Here is a 16,769-nt window from a genome sequence, read left to right as displayed (position 1 = left end):
CTGTCGTATCGTAATTAGTGTGACGGAGGATGCAACCGTGGTCGACCAACCGACTGTGGAACGAGATGTTGGCCGGATCCAGCGTTCCAGCCGTGATGTCACCACCTTGCCCACGGTAATGTCTCGCTGGCTTGCGACGCAGCTGCCCGGCGGGGCCACGCCGGAGATCACCGTGGAAAGCGGCGTCGACACCAACGGCATGTCGTCGGAGACGATCATGCTCACCGGCCGCTGGATCGCCGACGGCACCCCGGTCGAGCAGCGCTGGGTGATGCGGGTGGCCCCGGCCGGCGAAGACATCCCGGTGTTCGAGACCTACCGGTTGGACCATCAGTTCGAGGTGATGCGACGCGTCGGGGAACTCACCGACGTCCCGGTGCCCAAGGTCCGCTGGATCGAACCCACCGGAGAGGTCCTGGGCCGGCCGTTCTTCTTGATGGACCGCATCGACGGCCAGGTGCCCCCCGACGTCATGCCCTATACCTTCGGCAGCAACTGGTTCGCCGACGCAGCCGACGAACAGCAACGGACCCTGCAGGACGCCACCATCGAGGTACTGGCCAAGCTGCACCAGATCCCGGATGCCGCAACGACGTTCGACTTCCTCGACGAGCGACGCAGCGGCGAGTCCGCGCTGCAGCGGCACTTCGCCCACATCCGCGACTGGTATGAGTTCGCGGTACCCGACATCGGCCGCTCGCCCCTGCTGGACCGCACCATCGCCTGGCTGGAGGCGAACTGGCCGGCCGACGCGGCCGCCGGCGAGACGGTGCTGTGCTGGGGCGACTCCCGGATCGGCAACGTGCTCTACCGCGACTTCCGCCCGGTCGCCGTGCTGGACTGGGAGATGGTGGCGCTCGGGCCGCGCGAACTGGACGTGTCCTGGGTGATCTTCGCGCACCTGGTGTTCGAGGAACTCGCCGGGCTGGCCGGATTGCCCGGCCTGCCGCAGGTGCTGCGCGAAGAGGACGTCCGGACCGGCTACCAGCGACTCACCGGCGTCGAACTGGGCGACCTGCACTGGTTCTACGTCTACGCGGGCCTGATGTGGGCGATCGTGTTCATGCGCACCGGGGCCCGCCGGGTGCACTTCGGGGAGATGGAGAAGCCCGACAATCCCGAAGCCCTCTTCTACCACGCAGGATTGCTGAAAAAGCTGATCGGAGAACAGAACTGATGCTGGGACCTCTCGACGAATACCCGGTTCACCAACTGCCGCAACCGATCGCCTGGCCGGGCTCCTCGGACCGCAACTTCTACGACCGGTGCTACCTGAACGCCCACGACCGCTCCGGGGACATCTTCTTGATCACCGGGTGCGGCTACTACCCCAACCTCGGCGTGAAGGACGCCTTCGTGCTGGTCCGCCGCGGTGACACTCAGACCGCGGTGCACCTCTCCGACGCCATCGACTCCGACCGGCTCAACCAGCACGTCGGCAGCTATCGGGTGGAGGTCACCGACCCGTTGCGTTCGCTGCGGGTGGTCATGGACGAGACCGAGGGCATCGCGCTGGACCTGCGCTGGGAGGGCCTGTTCGACGTGGTGCAGGAGCAGAGGCACATCCTGCGCACCGGTACCCGGGTGACGCTGGACGCGCAGCGCTTCGCCCAACTGGGCTCCTGGAGTGGGCAGATCGTCATCGACGGCGAGCAGATCGCCGTCGACCCATCGGTCTGGATCGGATCGCGCGACCGGTCCTGGGGTATTCGCCCGGTCGGCGAACGCGAACCGGCCGGCCGGCCCGCCGACCCGCCGTTCGACGGCATGTGGTGGTTGTACGTGCCGATCGCGTTCGACGACTTCGCGGTGGTGATGATCATCCAGGAGGAGCCCGACGGGTTCCGTTCGCTCAACGACTGCACCCGGATCTGGCGCGACGGCCGGGTCGAACAGCTGGGCTGGCCGCGGGTCTCCACCCGCTACCGCTCCGGTACCCGCATCGCCACCGGGGCCACCATCGAAGCGACCCGGCCCGACGGCACCCCGGTGGTCTTCGAGGTGGAATCCAAACTGCCGGTGCCGATTCACGTCGGCGGCGGCTACGGCGGCGACAGCGACTGGCTGCACGGGGAATGGAAGGGCGAGAAGTTCACCGAGCGGCTGACCTACGACATGACCGATCCGAGCGTCCTCGGGCGCACCAGCTTCGGGATGATCGACCACGTGGGGCGGGCGGTGTGCCGCGACGGCGACGCCGCCCCGGTGGAGGGCTGGGGCCTCTACGAGCACGGTGTACTGGGCCGGCACGACCCGACCGGGTTCCCCGACTGGGTCACCATGGCGCCTTAAGCGAGGTTGGTGACGATCTCGCCGATCAGCGCCGGGGCGACCGGCGCGGCCTGGTAGACGCAGACGGTGTCGGAGATGCCCTCGACCCGGTCACGGATGTGCGCGGCCACCTGCGCCGGTGTGCCGCAGGCGGCGATGGTGTGCAACACCTCGTCGTCGATCAGCGCACCCATCTGGGACCAGCGGCCCTGCTTGGACAACGCGTTGAGTTCGGGCTGCAGGTCCTGCCAGCCGTGTTCGGCCAGCACCGGCGCATACGCGGGAGTCGACGCATAGAAGCCGAGCAGCATCCGGGTGGCGGCTTCGGCGGCCTCCCGCTCAGCGTCGGTGGCTCCGGTGGCCACGATGACTTCGGGCACCACGGCGAACTCCTCTTCGCGCCGGCCGGCCCGCTGCAGCCCGGCGCGCACGGCGGCCATCGTGACCTGGTGCAGAAATCGCTTGGTGGAGAACGGCATCACCAACAGCCCATCGGCGTGCTCGGCGGCCGCCCGGGTCAGCCGGGGCCCCAATGCGCCGAGGAAGATCGGCGGGGCGCCGTGCGGGTTCGGCCCGGGACTGAACGTCGGGGTCATCAGGGTGTGGCGGTAGTAGTCGCCGCGAAAATCCAAGCGGGCACCGGTGTCCCAGGAGTCGAAGATCGCCCGTAGCGCTGCGATCAGTTCGACCATGCGCTGCACCGGGTGGTCGAAGTCGGCGCCGAACCGCTTCTCGATCTGGGCGCGCACCTGGGTGCCCAACCCCAGGACGAACCGCCCACCGCTGAGCAGCTGATGATCATTGGCCTGATGCGCCAGATGGATCGGGTTGCGCGGAAAGGCGATCGCGACGTTGGTCATCAGATCCAGCCCGCCCACGCCGGCCGCCAGCGTCAGCGGCGCGAACACGTCATGGGGGCCCTCGAAAGTGAACACCCCGTGCACGCCGGCGTCGCGCAGTTCGCGCGCCTGCTCGGCGACGCCGGTCAGCCCGCTCAGCGCGGTGAGGACTTTCACCGCCGCTAGGAGATGATTTCGCGATCGGCCGCGAGGCCGTCGACGGATCCGGTGGCCAGCTCCACGAGGTCACGCAGCTCACGGTTCACCGTGTCGGGGTGCTCGAGGATCGAGCAGTGCCCCCCGCTCATCTCGACGAACCGGACGAGATTGGGTGCGGCCGAGGCGATCCGATGCGAAGCGATGATCGGGAGCAGCCGGTCGCGGGTGCTGCCGATGACCAGGGTCGGGACCGTCAGACCCTCCAGACTGATGTGCGAGGGGCCGAGCGAGTCGACGAGCGCCCGCACCCAGTGACCGCGGCTGGCCGCGGGGGTCTTGGCGAAAAGCTCGCAGATCAGCGGTGCGACAGAGGCATCGGCCTCACCACCGACGGCGAGCATGTGCACGAACTGCCGTACCGCCAGGTTCGCCGGTCCCACGATCGGCACGCTGCCGAAGGTCAGCAGCACCCGGCGCGCCGCCTGTACCCGAGTCCGGTGCAGGGGTGGCGGCACCCGGAACAGGTCGACGTGCGCAAGCAGGTCCCCGGTGGTGGTGTTGATCAGCGCGACCGCGTCGGCACGCTGGGCGACCCGGTGTCGGTACCGGTCCGACCAGGCGCTGATGGCGATTCCGCCCATCGAGTGCCCGGCGATCACCGCGCGCTCCCCCGGCTCCAGAGCGGCTTCCAGCACCGAGTCGAGATCGGAGGCCAGATGCGTCAGGCTGTACCCGCCGCGCTTGGGCACCTCGCTGCGCCCGTGGCCGCGATGGTCATAGGCGATCACCCGAAAGTCGCGGGTCAGGTCGGCGATCTGATGGCCCCAGACCCGGAGGGAGCAGGTGATGCCGTGCGCCAGCACGATCGGGTAACCATCGGGTGGGCCGAAGACCTCGGCGTGCAGGCGGGTTCCGTCGGCTGCCCGGACCGCCATGGTGCGGCCGGACGGCAACGCCGCCGGAAACCTGTCGACACCTCTACGCCGCCGATCGGACCTTTGAGAACTCATTGCCACTCCATCGGAGATGCGGCAACGCTGCCGCACCGCGAGTCTAGCGTCGTGGTCTAGGTTTTCGGTAGGCCACTGCTCTCCACCTGACGAAGGGGGCGCCATGCGCGCGGTACAGATATCTCAGCTCGACGGACCGGGCGCCGCCCGGCTGGTCGACCTCGACGAGCCGACCGGCCACGACGGGGCCGTAGTCATCGACGTCCACGCCGCCGGGGTGGCGTTTCCCGACGTGCTGCAGTCCCGCGGCCTCTACCAGCACAAACCCGAACTGCCGTTCATACCGGGCGGGGAGGCCGCCGGGGTGGTGCGCAGCGCTCCGCCCGGCGCCCATGTCCGCGCCGGTGACCGGGTGGCGGCTCTGACCATGCTCAACGGCGCGATGGCGCAGGTGATCGCGCTGCCCGCCGCCCAGGTATTCAAGCTGCCCGACACGGTGTCGTTCGAGGCCGGGGCGGGGCTGCTGTTCAACGACCTCACCGTGCTGTTCGCGCTGACCACGCGCGGCCAGTTGGCGGAGGGCGCCACCGTGCTGGTGCACGGCGCCGCCGGCGGCATCGGCACCTCGACGCTGCGGCTGGCCGGCCCGCTGGGGGCGTCGCGGGTGATCGCCGTGGTCTCCACCCCCGCCAAGGCCGAGGTGGCCCGGGCCGCCGGTGCCACCGACACGGTGCCGGCCGACGGGTTCCGCGAGGCGGTCGCCGAACTGACCGGCGGCAAGGGAGTGGATCTGGTGCTCGACCCGGTCGGCGGTGACCGGTTCACCGACTCGCTGCGCTCGCTGGCCCCCGGCGGCAAACTGCTGGTGGTGGGGTTCACCGGCGGTGAGATTCCGACGGTGAAGGTGAATCGGCTGCTGCTCAACAACATCGACGTGGTCGGGGTCGGCTGGGGCGCGTGGGTGATGTCGCATCCGGGCGAGCTGGAGCGGCAGTGGTCCACGCTGGAGCCGCTGTTGGCCTCCGGGACGGTGTCCGCGCCGCAACCGGAGGTGTTCGCCCTGGAGCAGGCCGCCGATGCGCTCGCAGCACTGGAGAACCGCACCGCGGCCGGCAAAGTCGTGCTGCGACTGCGCGATTAGGTGACGGCGTCGTCCCGCTTGCCCGGCGCGAAGTAGTCGAAGGCGGCGCGCATGTCGGCGAAGTTCCCGTCGGTTCCCTGCAGCGACAGCCCGACGTCCCCAAAGGACTTCGCGCCCAGCCTTTTCCGGCCGGTGAAGGCGGCCGCATCGTTGAGAAACAGGTACGCCAGCTGCACCCGGCCGGCGTCCACGGTCGCGATGCGCTCGACGGCGCTCCACGGGATCACCCGTTTGCCGTTGCGGCGCCCGTAGACGCCTTCGGCGTCGATACGGACCTCGACTCCGGACTGGAACAGCCGCGGGGCGACTACCGCCAGACCTAAGCCGAAGAAAACGATCGCGATCCAGCCGAAGACGTGCAAGGCCTGTGGTGACCAGCCGCGGATCGGCCCTACCGGCCCGAATCCCCCGGCCAACCACACCCCCGCCAGTACGAACGCCACGCCGATGGCGACCAGCGAAGCGATTTTGCGCCGGTCCAGATGAGCTTCGAACGGCATGTGCCCCTCCCGGTGTGTCGACCCCGATGACATTAGTGCGGCATAGCGCTAAGTGTCGGCATCGGCAATGCGCGCCTTGAACTCCGGGCACTCGACCAGCGGGGTGTGGGTGCAGGTCACAGCGTGGGTGAGACTGTCGCGCATCCGGGTGAGCCGGGCGATTTCCTCGTCGAGTTGGTGGGCCTTCTCGGCCATTCGCGCCCGCAATTCGGTGTCGCTGGGCGTGGCCCGCAGGAACCGCTCGATCTGGGCAAGCGTGAAGCCGGCCGCCTTGGCGCAGCTGATCAGCGCGAGCCGGTCGAGCACCGCAGGTTCGTAGGTGCGGCGCAGGCCGTTGCGTTCGCCCGAGCTGATCAGTCCCCGCCGTTCATAGAACCTCAGCGCCGATGACGCCAAGCCGGACCGGGTGGCCACTTCGGCGATGTCCAGCATGGCCTTCTCTCCTTGACTTGAAGTGCGGTTCAAGTCAGAGACTAGCGAGGAACCGCCCGCAAGGAAAGGAATCCGAGCGTCATGCCACTCCACCCACAGGCCCAAGACCACCTCGACCGCTTGGCCGGCACCAACTTCGCCGACCTGCACACCTTCGCTCCCCAACAAGTCCGACACGCCATGGGTCTGCTGACCCAAAGCCTGGGCAACGGCGAGTCCGTCGCCAGCGTTCGGGACCGCATCATCGCGACGCGAGCCGGCGACCTACCGGTCCGGATCTATCACCCGCAGCCGGACGAGTCACGCCCGGTCATCGTCTTCTTCCACGGCGGCGGTTTCGTGCTCGGCGACCTCGACACCCACGACGGACTGGCCCGAGCCCTGACAAACCGCACCGGCCGAGTCGTCGTCTCCGTGGACTATCCGCTAGCCCCCGAACACAAATATCCGGCAGCGATCAACGCCGCCTTCGCGGCCACGACCTGGGTGGCCGACCACGCCGCCGAATTCGGCGGCGACGGCACGAACATCGCCGTCGCCGGTGACAGTGCCGGGGGAAACCTGGCAGCCGTCGTCGCCCTGATGGCCCGCGACACCGGCGGGCCCGCTATCGCCCACCAGGTTCTGATCTACCCAGACCTGGATTTTCGGCGATCGAACGTCTCGATCCGGGAGTTCGCCGGCAAGTACGGCAATATCAGCCGGGCGACGCAGCAGTGGTTCATGGACCACTACCTCACCGGCGAGCACCAGAAGCTCGAAGGGTACGTCTCGCCGCTGCTGGTCCCCAGCCTGCACCAGCTGCCGCCGGCGCTCATAGTCACCGCCGAGTTCGACGCACTGCGCGATGAGGGCGAACAGTATGGTGCGCGACTGCGCCAGGCGGGAGTTCGCGTCAGCATCAATCGCTACGACGGCATGATCCACGAATTCATCCGCTGGCCATTCGACGACGCCAAGCGGGCGCTCGACGACATCGCGGCCGCGCTGATGTCGTAGCGGCGGGCGAGGCCCCCCAACACCGATGCCATAGACGTTGTGTCTGACAAAATATCGCCTAGTCTGTTCACTGGACGCTATGTCCAGCGAGATTGGATGACGCGAGGAGCACGACGCGATGCCAGCTACGGCGGCTTCCCTGGACCCTCAACCGGCGGGTTATGACCCCGAGTGGATACGGGCGAAGTACGCGCTCGAACGCGACAAGCGGCTGCGGCCCGACGCGGTGAGCCAGTTCATCGAGGTCACCGCTGATTTCTCGCACTATGCCGACGACCCGTGGACCGAGCGCACCGAACGCGACCGGGCGCACGACCACGTCCAGGTGGCGATCATCGGCGCCGGTCTGGGTAGCCTGATCGCTGCCGCACGGCTGCAGGAATCCGGCATCGACGACATCCGGATGATCGACACCGCCGGCGACTTCGGCGGCACCTGGTACTGGAACCGCTACCCCGGCGTGCAGTGCGACGTCGAGTCCTACATCTATCTGCCGCTGCTCGAAGAGCTGAACTACGTTCCCACCGAGCGCTACGCGCACGGCCCGGAGATCCGCGAGCACCTGCAGAACGTCGCCAAGCACTATCGCCTGTACGACAACGCGCTGCTGGGCACCACCGTCACCGGCTTGCGCTGGGACGAGTCGGCCAAACGCTGGCAGATCAGCACCGATCGCGGCGACGCGTTCACCGCGACGGTGGTCGCCGTCTCGCCGGGATCGCTCACCCGGCCGAAACTGCCGGGCATTCCGGGCATCAACGAGTTCCGCGGGCACACCTTCCACACCAGCCGCTGGGACTTCGGCTACACCGGCGGCGACGAATCCGGCGGGCTGACCGCGCTGGCCGACAAGCGCGTCGGCGTCATCGGCACCGGTTCGACCGGGCTGCAGTGCGTCCCGCACCTGGGCGAGTGGGCCCAGCAGCTCTACGTATTCCAGCGGACCCCGAGCACCGTCTCGGTACGCGGCAATCGCCCCACCGACCCGCAGTGGGCGGCAAGTCTGAAGCCCGGCTGGCAACGCGAGCGGATGGAGAACTTCACCCGCGTCACCTGCGGTGTGGAGATGGACCTCGATCTCACCGACGACGGCTGGACGCAGAAGGCCCTGCAACTGAGCGAATCCGCGGTGATCCGGGAGACCCGGCGCCTCGGCCGAGAGATGACGCCCACCGAGATCGCCGACTTCCTGTTCCGCGCCGATTATGAGGCGATGGAACGGCTGCGCGCACGAATCGATGAAACCGTGCGCGATCGCAAGACCGCCGAATCGCTCAAGCCGTGGTACCGGCTGAACTGCAAACGTCCCGGCTACCACGACCAGTACCTCGACACCTTCAACCGGACCAATGTCACCTTGGTCGACACCGACGGACGCGGCGTCGAGCGGTTCACCGAGACCGCCGTCGTCGTCGACGGCGTCGAATACGAAGTCGACGCACTGGTTTTCGCGACCGGCTTCGAGGTGGGCACCGAGTTCACCCGCCGGCTCGGCTTCGAAATCATCGGCCGCGACGACGTGCGCCTGAGTGACAAGTGGGCCAAGGGCATGCGGACGCTGCACGGCCTGCAGACCCACGGCTTCCCCAACTGCTTCTTCCTCGGCTACACCCAGTCCGGGGTCTCCCCCAACTACACCCACACCGCCGAGGAACGGGCCCGCCATTTCGCCTACCTGGTCAGCACGTTGGTGCAGCGCGGTGCGAGCACCATCGAGGCCACCAAGGCCGCCGAGGAGCAGTGGCTGGCCGCCATGTATGCGGCGTCGGAGAAGCCCCGGGCCTTCTACGCCGAGTGCACGCCGAGTTACCTGAGTTCCGAGGGGGATCGGGAGAATCCGCACGGCATGCTGGCGACCAACTTCGGCGGCAAGCCCGTCGAGTTCTTCGACATGCTCAGCGCCTGGCGCTCCACCGGCCAGCTGGAGGGGGTGATCCTCAAATGACCTCCGCCGCGCCCAGACTCACGATGCGCGACCGGCACCGCATCATGACCCGCGACCACATCATGGCCGCCGCGCTGGAGGCCTTCGCCGAACGCGGCTACGTCGCGGTGACCGTCGATGACATCGTGCGCCGGGCTGGGATCGGGCGGGCGACGTTCTACCTGCATTTCGACTCGAAGGCGGCGGTGCTGCGCGAGCTGCGCAACACCCGGATGACCGTGTGGGCCCAGCAGGACGCCCCGCGCGGCGGCCGGTCGGGACGGCCGTCGATTCGAGCCTTCTTCGAGAAGGTGGTCGACTTCTACACCTCCGCACCGCAGCTCTACACCGCACTGCACCAAGCGCGCGCGGCCGATCCGGAGTTCGCCGCGGCGCACCGAGCCACCATGGAGGCCAACGTCACCGAGTGGATCGAGGCCGACGCCATGCCCGGTGCCACCGAGGCGCAGCTGCGGCTGGCCATCGCGATGATGTACACCATGGTCGACTCCTTCATGCATCTGTGGCTGGTCGACGGTTGGCCGTTGGAGCGCGAGGCCGCCATCGAGGCGATGACCGACGCCCTGCACGCCACCATGCGCTGAGACGTTCCAGGGAAGGGTCCACCCCATGACGACGAACTCGGCGCAGCAGGCCAAACGTCGGGGCATCATGCAGTCGCTCACCGGGCTGAGCGTCCGCTACGTCGAACGCTTGATGCCCGATCCGTATCTGTTCGCGGTGATCCTGACGCTCATCGTCGCCGGACTGGTCGCCGTGCTGGTACGCGGAGCGTCGGCTCACGGCATGCTGACCGCCTGGTACAGCGGGGTGTGGGGGCCACAGAATATCTTCACCTTCGCCTTCCAGATGGTGCTGATCCTGGTGACCGGCTACACGCTGGCCGAGGCGCCGGTGCTCAAGCGGGCCATCGTCCGAGTCGCGGAGATGCCGCGCAACCAGGTCCAGGCGGCGCTGCTGTGTTTTGCCGTCAGTGCCGTTCTGTCCCTGCTGAACTGGGGCCTTGGACTGGTGGCCGGCGCGCTGGTCGCCCGCCAGGTCGCGCGGCGTTTCCCCGACTCGCATTTCGGCTACCTGATCGCCGCGGCATTCATGGGCTTCATCGTCTGGACACAGGGGCTCTCGTCGTCGATCGCGCTGGCCAACACCGATGCCTCCAGCCCGATCAATGTGATCCACCAGATCGCCGGATTCGTCGTGCCGTTGCGCCACACCATCTTCCAGCCCTACAGCTGGCTGTCGGCGATCATCGTGCTGGCGGTGCTCGCGCTCGCGGTGTGGCGGATGGAGCCGTCGGTCAGCCTTGCACCGGATCCCGCGGTCTTCGAGGACGACGATCAGCCGCTCGAGCCGCAGGCCGCCAAGACGTTCGCCGAAAGGCTGGAAAACCAGTGGATCCTCAACGTGCTGGTGTTCGCCGCGGGCATCGTGTATTTCGTGATGAGTGGTTTCGCGCTGAACATCTCCTCGATGATCATGCTGTTCACCATCACCAGTGCGCTGCTGCACCGCACGCCGATCCGGTTCATCCGGGCCTTCACCGGGGCCGCGAAGGTATCCGGGCCGCTGCTGTTGCAATATCCGCTCTACGGCGGCCTGGTGGGGCTGCTCGCCTACCGGGGCGCCGGGGACGCCGAGCCGCTGCAGGCGCTGCTGGCCCAGACGCTGGTGAACGGCGCGACGCAGTACACGCTGCCGTTCCTGACGTTCCTCGGCTCGGTGATCATCAGCTTGTTCGTGCCCTCCGGCGGCGGGCACTGGGCGGTGCAGGGCCCGATTGCGGTCGACTCGGCGCTGGCGATCGGCCAGCACTCGCCGGCCTATCTCGGGTTGATCTCCATGGCCGTCGCCGTCGGTGAGGGCGTGGCGAACATGATCCAGCCGTTCTGGCTACTGCCCCTGCTGGCGATCGCGAAGCTCAATGTCCGCCAGGTGATGGGCTTTACGGTCGTCGCGTTCGTCATCGGCCTGGCGGTGATGGGGGCGATGACGTTGATTGCACCATGGGTGATGTGAGCGCAGTCGCCATTCCTTGATATCGGCTCTTGCTTGTCGGATGCTCGATACGTCGAGGATGTGTGGGCTGGGTGACGCCCATCACCACAACCTGACCTCCATCGTTCTCTGCTCGCTGCACAGCAGTGGGCCGCGACCAGGCAATCCACCGTGCTACCGTCAATGACGCGCATCTTGCGTGATGCGCTTGGAAAAATGAGAGAAGTTAAGTAATGGCACAGGGCACTGTGAAATGGTTCAATGGCGAAAAGGGCTTCGGCTTCATCGCCCCCGACGGCGGAGCGCCTGACGTCTTCGTTCACTATTCCGAGATCAGTGGCGGCGGATTCCGCACGCTCGAAGAGAACGCTCGGGTTCAGTTTGAGGTAGAACAGGGCGCGAAAGGTCCACAGGCTGTGGGCGTTTCGGTAATCTGATCGAACACACAGACTTCAAAAGGCTGTCGCAGCGCACGCTGCGGCAGCCCTTTTTTTGATCCGTGTACTGGGCTTGATCGGGCGGGTAGGACCGACGGGTTGGACGCGGTGCGTGTCGCGCGCTCGGTACGGGGATTCGAGACATCACGGTTGCGGTTTCCGCGCTCGCTATCGGTCCCTGCCGCTAGCCGCGCCGAACCGCCGAGCACCGTAGGCGGCGATTCCGACGGCGAACACTGCGAGTCCAGCCAGGATCGACGAGAGCGGCAAGGCGAACGCCACGATAAGGCACCCGGCCAACCCGGTGATCGGCACCAGCCGGGGTGGACGGCGTTCTCCGGCCGACAGGGTCCAGGCAGAGGCGTTCGCTACCGCGTAGTAGACCAGTACAGCGAACGACGAGAAACCGATCGCGCCCCGGATATCGGTAGTGGCAGCCACGAGGGCGACCACGACCCCCACGACCAGCTCAGCGCGATGGGGCACCCCGAACCGCGGATGGACCGCTGCCAGCCCCGGCGGCAGATATCGGTCGCGGGCCATTGCCAGCGTCGTACGTGACACCCCCAAAATCAGCGCCAGCAGCGATCCGGTTGCGGCGACCACCGCCCCGGCCCGAACCGCCGGAGCCAGCCAGGGTGCGCCGGCGTCGGTCACGATCTCCGCCAACGGCGCCGACGATTCCGCAAGACGTTGCGAGCCAAGCACCTTCAACGCCGAGACCGCGACGAGCGCATAAACCACCAGGGTGATCCCCAGAGCCATCGGGATCGCCCGGGGAATGGTGCGGGCTGGGTCACGTACCTCTTCACCCAACGTGGCGATGCGCGCGTAGCCGGCGAACGCGAAGAAAAGGAGTCCCGCCGCCTGAAGCACTCCCCCCACCGGCGCCGAGGGCACGGCGGCCACCACCAGCGGGCCTCCGCGGGCGCCGAGGGCGGTCACGATCACCGCGGCCAGCACCGCCAGCACGACAGCCACGATCACCCGGGTCAGCCATGCCGACTTCTGCACACCCACCACGTTCACTGCGGTCAACGCCACCACCGCGGCCACCGCGACCGCGTGCGGATGCGCCGGCCACGCATAGAACCCGACCGTCAACGCCATCGCCGCACACGACGCGGTCTTACCGACCACGAACCCCCAGCCGGCCAGGTATCCCTCGAACGGGCCCAGGCGCTCGCGCCCGTACACATACGTGCCGCCCGAGGTCGGATACACCGCCGCCAAGCGTGCCGAAGAGGTGGCATTGCAGTATGCGATCACCGCCGCGATCGCCAACCCCACCAACAGGGCCTCGCCGGCTGCCAACGCCGCCGGAGCCAACGCCACGAAGATCCCCGCCCCGAGCATCGACCCCAGTCCGATCGTCACTGCGTCGAAGACACCCAACTGGCGCCGCAAGGTCGCCGGCGTGGCCGGTTCAGCACCGGGCGCTGACATCTCCGGCTCGTCCGGCATAGCTGATCCCCACTTCGCAGACACATCGACAATCGATCAATCGAGGTTGACCTATCACGATATTCGCTGCTGATGCCGATGTAACCGTTGAGCTGATGGCCGCGACTAGGTGTTCAACCGCGGAGAGGCGGTCACCTTCACCGATCGGGAACAGGGCAGACCGCGTCAAATGAACCCCAGGCCAATGATCACCATTGCGCCGGAACGGGATCCAGCAGCGGCCTATGCTGCCCGATATGGCCGACTTCACCGCGTCGCTGCCACCGGAACTGGCCAACGTTCCGTCCGCCGAGGGACCGCTGCCACCGTCGTCTGACCTCGTCGGCCGCCCCTATGCACTGCCCATCGACATACTCGGCGAGCTCCACGGGCCGCTCTTCTACGCCGACTACAGCGGTGTGCGAAAGCTGTACGCGTGCTCACGTGAGCTGGTCGAAGAACTGTGCGACGAGAACCGGTTCGCCAAAAATCCGATGCGACCTCTGGAGCGGGTCCGCCAGCTCGCCGGCGACGGTCTGTTCACCGCGTACCACGGTGAGCCGAGCTGGCAGAAGGCCCACGACGTCTTGATGCCGGGTTTCAGCAATGCCGGGCTGCGCAACTACCACGGCGCCATGCTCGACATCGGCACCCAGCTGATCGACCGTTGGGATAGCTGCGTCGGGCATCGACCCGCGGATGCGTCGACCGACCTGCAGAAGCTCGCGATGGACACCGTCGGCCTTGCCGGCTTCGGCGCACGATTCGACTCGTTCAGCCACGACGGCCTTGCCCCCATCCCGCAGAGTTTTACCGCGGCCTTGGGCAAGCTCGCAGAGACCGAGGGCATCGCCCAACTCGGCCAGGAACTGGAGCATCTGCATCGCAGTTTCGACGAACTGATCGAGCAGCACCGGGCGACTGCCACACCCGAACTCGACGATCTGCTCTACGTCATGCTTGAGCGCGACTCCGACGGCGGGCCGCTCCTGAGTCCGAACAACATCCGCAACCAGATCATGACGTTTCTCATCGCCGGCCAGTTGACCACGTCGGAGTTGATGCCCACCGCGCTCTACAACCTGCTGCATCACCCGGCAGTACTCTCCCGTGTCGCAACCGAAGTCGATGCCGTGTTCGGGGTGGACGACGACTATCTGCCGACCTACGACGACATCGGAAAGCTCGGGTATCTGCGGCAGGTGATCAACGAGACGCTGCGGTTGTCTCCGCCCGTAGTAGGATTCGACCGAACGGCCTTGGTGGACACCGCTATCGGCGATAGCTACCCGATCATGCGGGGCGAGGCGGTTTCCGTGCTCACGGGTGCGCTTCATCGTCAGCCCGAATGGGGTGACAACGTCGAACTCTTCGATCCGGACAGGTTCGACGCCGCCCAATCCGCCGGCAGGCCCGGTGCGGTGTTCAAACCCTTCGGCACCGGGGCGCGATCCTGCATCGGACGCCAGTTCGCGCTGCACGAGGCCACCATGACGATCGCCCGGGTGGTCCACCGGTATCGCCTGATCGACTCGCACCACTATGTGCTGCGGTTCGACAGCGAGCGCAGCCGGCGTCCGATGGGCTTCCGTCTCGGCCTGATCCGGCGAACACCTGAAGACCGCCGCAGCGCAGCAGCGTCGGCCGCCCCGACACCCAAGCGGAGCGCGTTGGGGGCCAGCACCGCGGTCAGATCCGGCACCACGTTGGCCGTGCTACATGGCTCGAACCTCGGAACCTGCCGGGCACTGGCCAAGCAGCTTGCCGAAGAGGCCACCGATCTTGGTTGTGCCGCCACCGTAGCGCCCCTGGACGACTTCGCCGGCACCCTGCCGAAGACGGATGCGATCGTGATCGTCGCCGCGTCCTACAACGGTCAGCCGACCGACGACGCACGTGCCTTCCTCGCCTGGCTGCTCGGTGCCGATGCCGCTCTCGACGGTGCTCCGTATTTCGCGGTACTCGGTGTCGGAGATCGCAACTGGGCCGACACTTATCAGGCGGTGCCCAAGCACATCGATGAACGCCTGACCCAGCTGGGCGCCCAGCCGCTGATCCCGTTGACCTCCGCCGACACCTCAGGGGATCTCAACGGCACGGTCGAAGAATTCTCTGTGGCGTTGCACGAAGCGCTTTGCGAGCACTTCGGCGATCCGGACGCGGCGCCGGTCGCCGACACCGACGAACCGCTCTACGCAATGCATCCGATCATCGGGCCGGTCACTGCGGCGATCGACGCTCGCTTCGCGGTGACACCCATGATCGTCCTGGGCAACACCGCACTGGTGGGCGACGACGCGATCCTCGGCGGAGCAAAACACTTTGTCCGCGTTGTCCTTCCCGAGGGAGTCGAATACCAGACCGGTGATCACCTGACAGTCCTCGCGGACAATCCGCCAGATCTCGTCAGCACGGTGCTCGAGCTTCTCGGCATCGAAGCCGAACGGCGGCTGTCGATCAATCCTCGGCGCACTTCGCGGCGGTTGATCGCACTCGATCGGGAGGTGAGCGCGCGCGAACTGCTCACCCACTTCGTGGAGCTGCGAAAGCCGGTTACGCCGAGCCAATTGCGGCGCCTGGCCGCATCCAACCCGTGCCCACCGGAGCGTGAACGCCTCGAGCAGCTCGCCGAATCGGCCGATCCCTGCCCCTTGAGTCCATTCGAGTGCCTGGTGGAGTTCCCAGCGTGCGAACTGACGGGCGCCGAGCTACTCGAACTGCTTGAGCCGATGACACCCCGCCACTACTCCATCGCGTCGTCCTCCCGCCTGACACCAGGGCTGGTCGGGCTGGTGGTCAGCGTGCTCGATGCGCCGGCCCGGTCCGGACATGGACTGTTCCAGGGCGTGGCCTCCAATCATCTGGCCGCCGCCGCCCCCGGCACACAGATTCGGGCGCGGGTCGATCCGGCCCGCCAGGCGTTCCGTGCCGGTGCCGACCCTGCGAAGAATGTGATCCTGGTCAGCGCCGGTACAGGTGTTGCCCCGTTCCGCGGCTTCCTCGGCGATCGCCTGGCGGCCAAACAGGTTGGGGAGCCTTACGCGCCGGCTCTGTGTTTCTTCGGCGTCCGAAATCCAGACGTGGATTACATCTTCCGCGAGCAGTTCGAGGCCGCCGAAGCGGCAGGGGTCGTCCGGATGCGCCCCGCCTTCTCCCGCGCACCGCAGGACGGTGTGCGCTACGTGCAGGACCGGATCGCCGCCGACGCCGACGAGGTTTGGGAGCTGCTCGGCGACCCCGCCAAGCACACCCACGTCTACGTGTGTGGTGACGGCGCCCAGATGGCGCCGGCGGTACGGCAGGCCTTCATCGACATTTACCGCGCGCGTACCGGCGGCGACGAGAGCCGAGCCCGCGACTGGCTTATCGGCCTGGTGGAGTCCGACCGCTACGTCGAGGATGTGTGGGCTGGGTGAGCGTGCTCGGACGAGCAACCGACCCATGGCACGAATGTGGCCCCCAGGCTTGCGCCTGGGGGCCACTTTCTTTAGTAGCGGGGACAGGATTCGAACCTGCGACCTCTGGGTTATGAGCCCAGCGAGCTACCGAGCTGCTCCACCCCGCGTCGGTATCTATGAGGCTACCGAACGGGGGCCCAAGGCGCCAAATCGCCCGCCGCGCGAGACCGGCCGACCCGGAAAACAGGCGTAACGTTGAT

The 16,769-nt window shown here is 67.2% G+C and carries 14 protein-coding genes and 1 tRNA gene; 9 read left to right on the top strand and 6 right to left on the bottom strand.

Features of this window, described 5'->3' with window-relative positions; all coding sequences use genetic code 11:
• Positions 1 to 19: 19 nt before the first annotated feature.
• Together AC5Y31_RS00935 and AC5Y31_RS00930 are read left to right on the top strand one after the other, a co-directional pair.
• Positions 20 to 1,177 carry a phosphotransferase family protein gene (locus AC5Y31_RS00935; protein ID WP_499977441.1) on the top strand — a complete coding sequence of 386 codons (1,158 nt, stop codon included), beginning with the start codon at positions 20 to 22 and terminating at the stop codon, positions 1,175 to 1,177.
• On the top strand, positions 1,177 to 2,292 hold the full coding sequence (locus tag AC5Y31_RS00930) for an Rv3169 family protein (RefSeq protein WP_499977440.1): 1,116 nt from the start codon (positions 1,177 to 1,179) through the stop codon (positions 2,290 to 2,292). The genes AC5Y31_RS00935 and AC5Y31_RS00930 overlap by 1 nt, the downstream gene beginning before the upstream one ends.
• Here AC5Y31_RS00930 and AC5Y31_RS00925 read toward each other — a convergent pair.
• Positions 2,289 to 3,287, bottom strand: a complete 999-nt coding sequence (locus AC5Y31_RS00925; protein ID WP_499977439.1) for a TIGR03617 family F420-dependent LLM class oxidoreductase — start codon at positions 3,285 to 3,287, stop codon at positions 2,289 to 2,291. The two genes, AC5Y31_RS00930 and AC5Y31_RS00925, sit on opposite strands and share 4 nt — an antisense overlap.
• Before the next feature lie 5 nt (positions 3,288 to 3,292).
• Positions 3,293 to 4,279, bottom strand: coding sequence for an alpha/beta fold hydrolase (locus AC5Y31_RS00920; protein WP_499977438.1), 987 nt, complete (start codon positions 4,277 to 4,279; stop codon positions 3,293 to 3,295).
• A gap of 103 nt (positions 4,280 to 4,382) precedes the next feature.
• Between AC5Y31_RS00920 and AC5Y31_RS00915 the strand changes: the two genes are divergently transcribed.
• Positions 4,383 to 5,360: an NADPH:quinone oxidoreductase family protein gene (locus AC5Y31_RS00915; protein WP_499977437.1), complete on the top strand. Its 978-nt coding sequence runs from the start codon at positions 4,383 to 4,385 to the stop codon at positions 5,358 to 5,360.
• Here AC5Y31_RS00915 and AC5Y31_RS00910 read toward each other — a convergent pair.
• On the bottom strand, positions 5,357 to 5,860 hold the full coding sequence (locus tag AC5Y31_RS00910; protein ID WP_499977436.1) for an STM3941 family protein: 504 nt from the start codon (positions 5,858 to 5,860) through the stop codon (positions 5,357 to 5,359). The genes AC5Y31_RS00915 and AC5Y31_RS00910 overlap by 4 nt on opposite strands.
• A 48-nt stretch (positions 5,861 to 5,908) precedes the next feature.
• Positions 5,909 to 6,292, bottom strand: a complete 384-nt coding sequence (locus AC5Y31_RS00905; protein ID WP_499977435.1) for a MerR family transcriptional regulator — start codon at positions 6,290 to 6,292, stop codon at positions 5,909 to 5,911.
• A gap of 81 nt (positions 6,293 to 6,373) precedes the next feature.
• On the opposite strand from AC5Y31_RS00905, the gene lipP1 reads away from it, so the two are divergent.
• The 5 genes from lipP1 to AC5Y31_RS00880 all read left to right on the top strand — a co-directional run bounded on the left by lipP1 (position 6,374) and on the right by AC5Y31_RS00880 (position 11,668).
• Positions 6,374 to 7,291, top strand: a complete 918-nt coding sequence (gene lipP1, locus AC5Y31_RS00900) for a LipP1 family hormone-sensitive lipase (protein ID WP_499977434.1) — start codon at positions 6,374 to 6,376, stop codon at positions 7,289 to 7,291.
• Positions 7,292 to 7,409: 118 nt separating this feature from the next.
• Positions 7,410 to 9,236: a flavin-containing monooxygenase gene (locus AC5Y31_RS00895; RefSeq protein WP_499977433.1), complete on the top strand. Its 1,827-nt coding sequence runs from the start codon at positions 7,410 to 7,412 to the stop codon at positions 9,234 to 9,236.
• Complete coding sequence (locus tag AC5Y31_RS00890) at positions 9,233 to 9,820, top strand: TetR/AcrR family transcriptional regulator (protein ID WP_301634398.1); 588 nt, start codon at positions 9,233 to 9,235, stop codon at positions 9,818 to 9,820. Before AC5Y31_RS00895 ends, AC5Y31_RS00890 begins: the two co-directional genes overlap by 4 nt.
• Before the next feature lie 25 nt (positions 9,821 to 9,845).
• Complete coding sequence (locus AC5Y31_RS00885; protein WP_499977432.1) at positions 9,846 to 11,252, top strand: TIGR00366 family protein; 1,407 nt, start codon at positions 9,846 to 9,848, stop codon at positions 11,250 to 11,252.
• A gap of 212 nt (positions 11,253 to 11,464) precedes the next feature.
• Complete coding sequence (locus AC5Y31_RS00880) at positions 11,465 to 11,668, top strand: cold-shock protein (RefSeq protein ID WP_125225453.1); 204 nt, start codon at positions 11,465 to 11,467, stop codon at positions 11,666 to 11,668.
• 168 nt (positions 11,669 to 11,836) lie between these two features.
• Here AC5Y31_RS00880 and AC5Y31_RS00875 read toward each other — a convergent pair whose 3' ends face one another.
• The gene (locus AC5Y31_RS00875) at positions 11,837 to 13,114 is read right to left on the bottom strand and encodes an APC family permease (RefSeq protein ID WP_499978090.1); all 1,278 of its coding nucleotides are present in this window, start codon (positions 13,112 to 13,114) and stop codon (positions 11,837 to 11,839) included.
• A 254-nt stretch (positions 13,115 to 13,368) separates the two neighbouring features.
• On the opposite strand from AC5Y31_RS00875, the gene AC5Y31_RS00870 reads away from it, so the two are divergent.
• On the top strand, positions 13,369 to 16,527 hold the full coding sequence (locus tag AC5Y31_RS00870) for a bifunctional cytochrome P450/NADPH--P450 reductase (RefSeq protein ID WP_499977431.1): 3,159 nt from the start codon (positions 13,369 to 13,371) through the stop codon (positions 16,525 to 16,527).
• A gap of 75 nt (positions 16,528 to 16,602) precedes the next feature.
• Here AC5Y31_RS00870 and AC5Y31_RS00865 read toward each other — a convergent pair.
• Positions 16,603 to 16,676 (bottom strand) — tRNA-Met (locus AC5Y31_RS00865).
• Positions 16,677 to 16,769 lie beyond the last annotated feature (93 nt).

Source organism: Mycobacterium sp. NGS18 (assembly GCF_059813185.1).
This window is presented reverse-complemented; position numbering and strand designations above follow the sequence as displayed.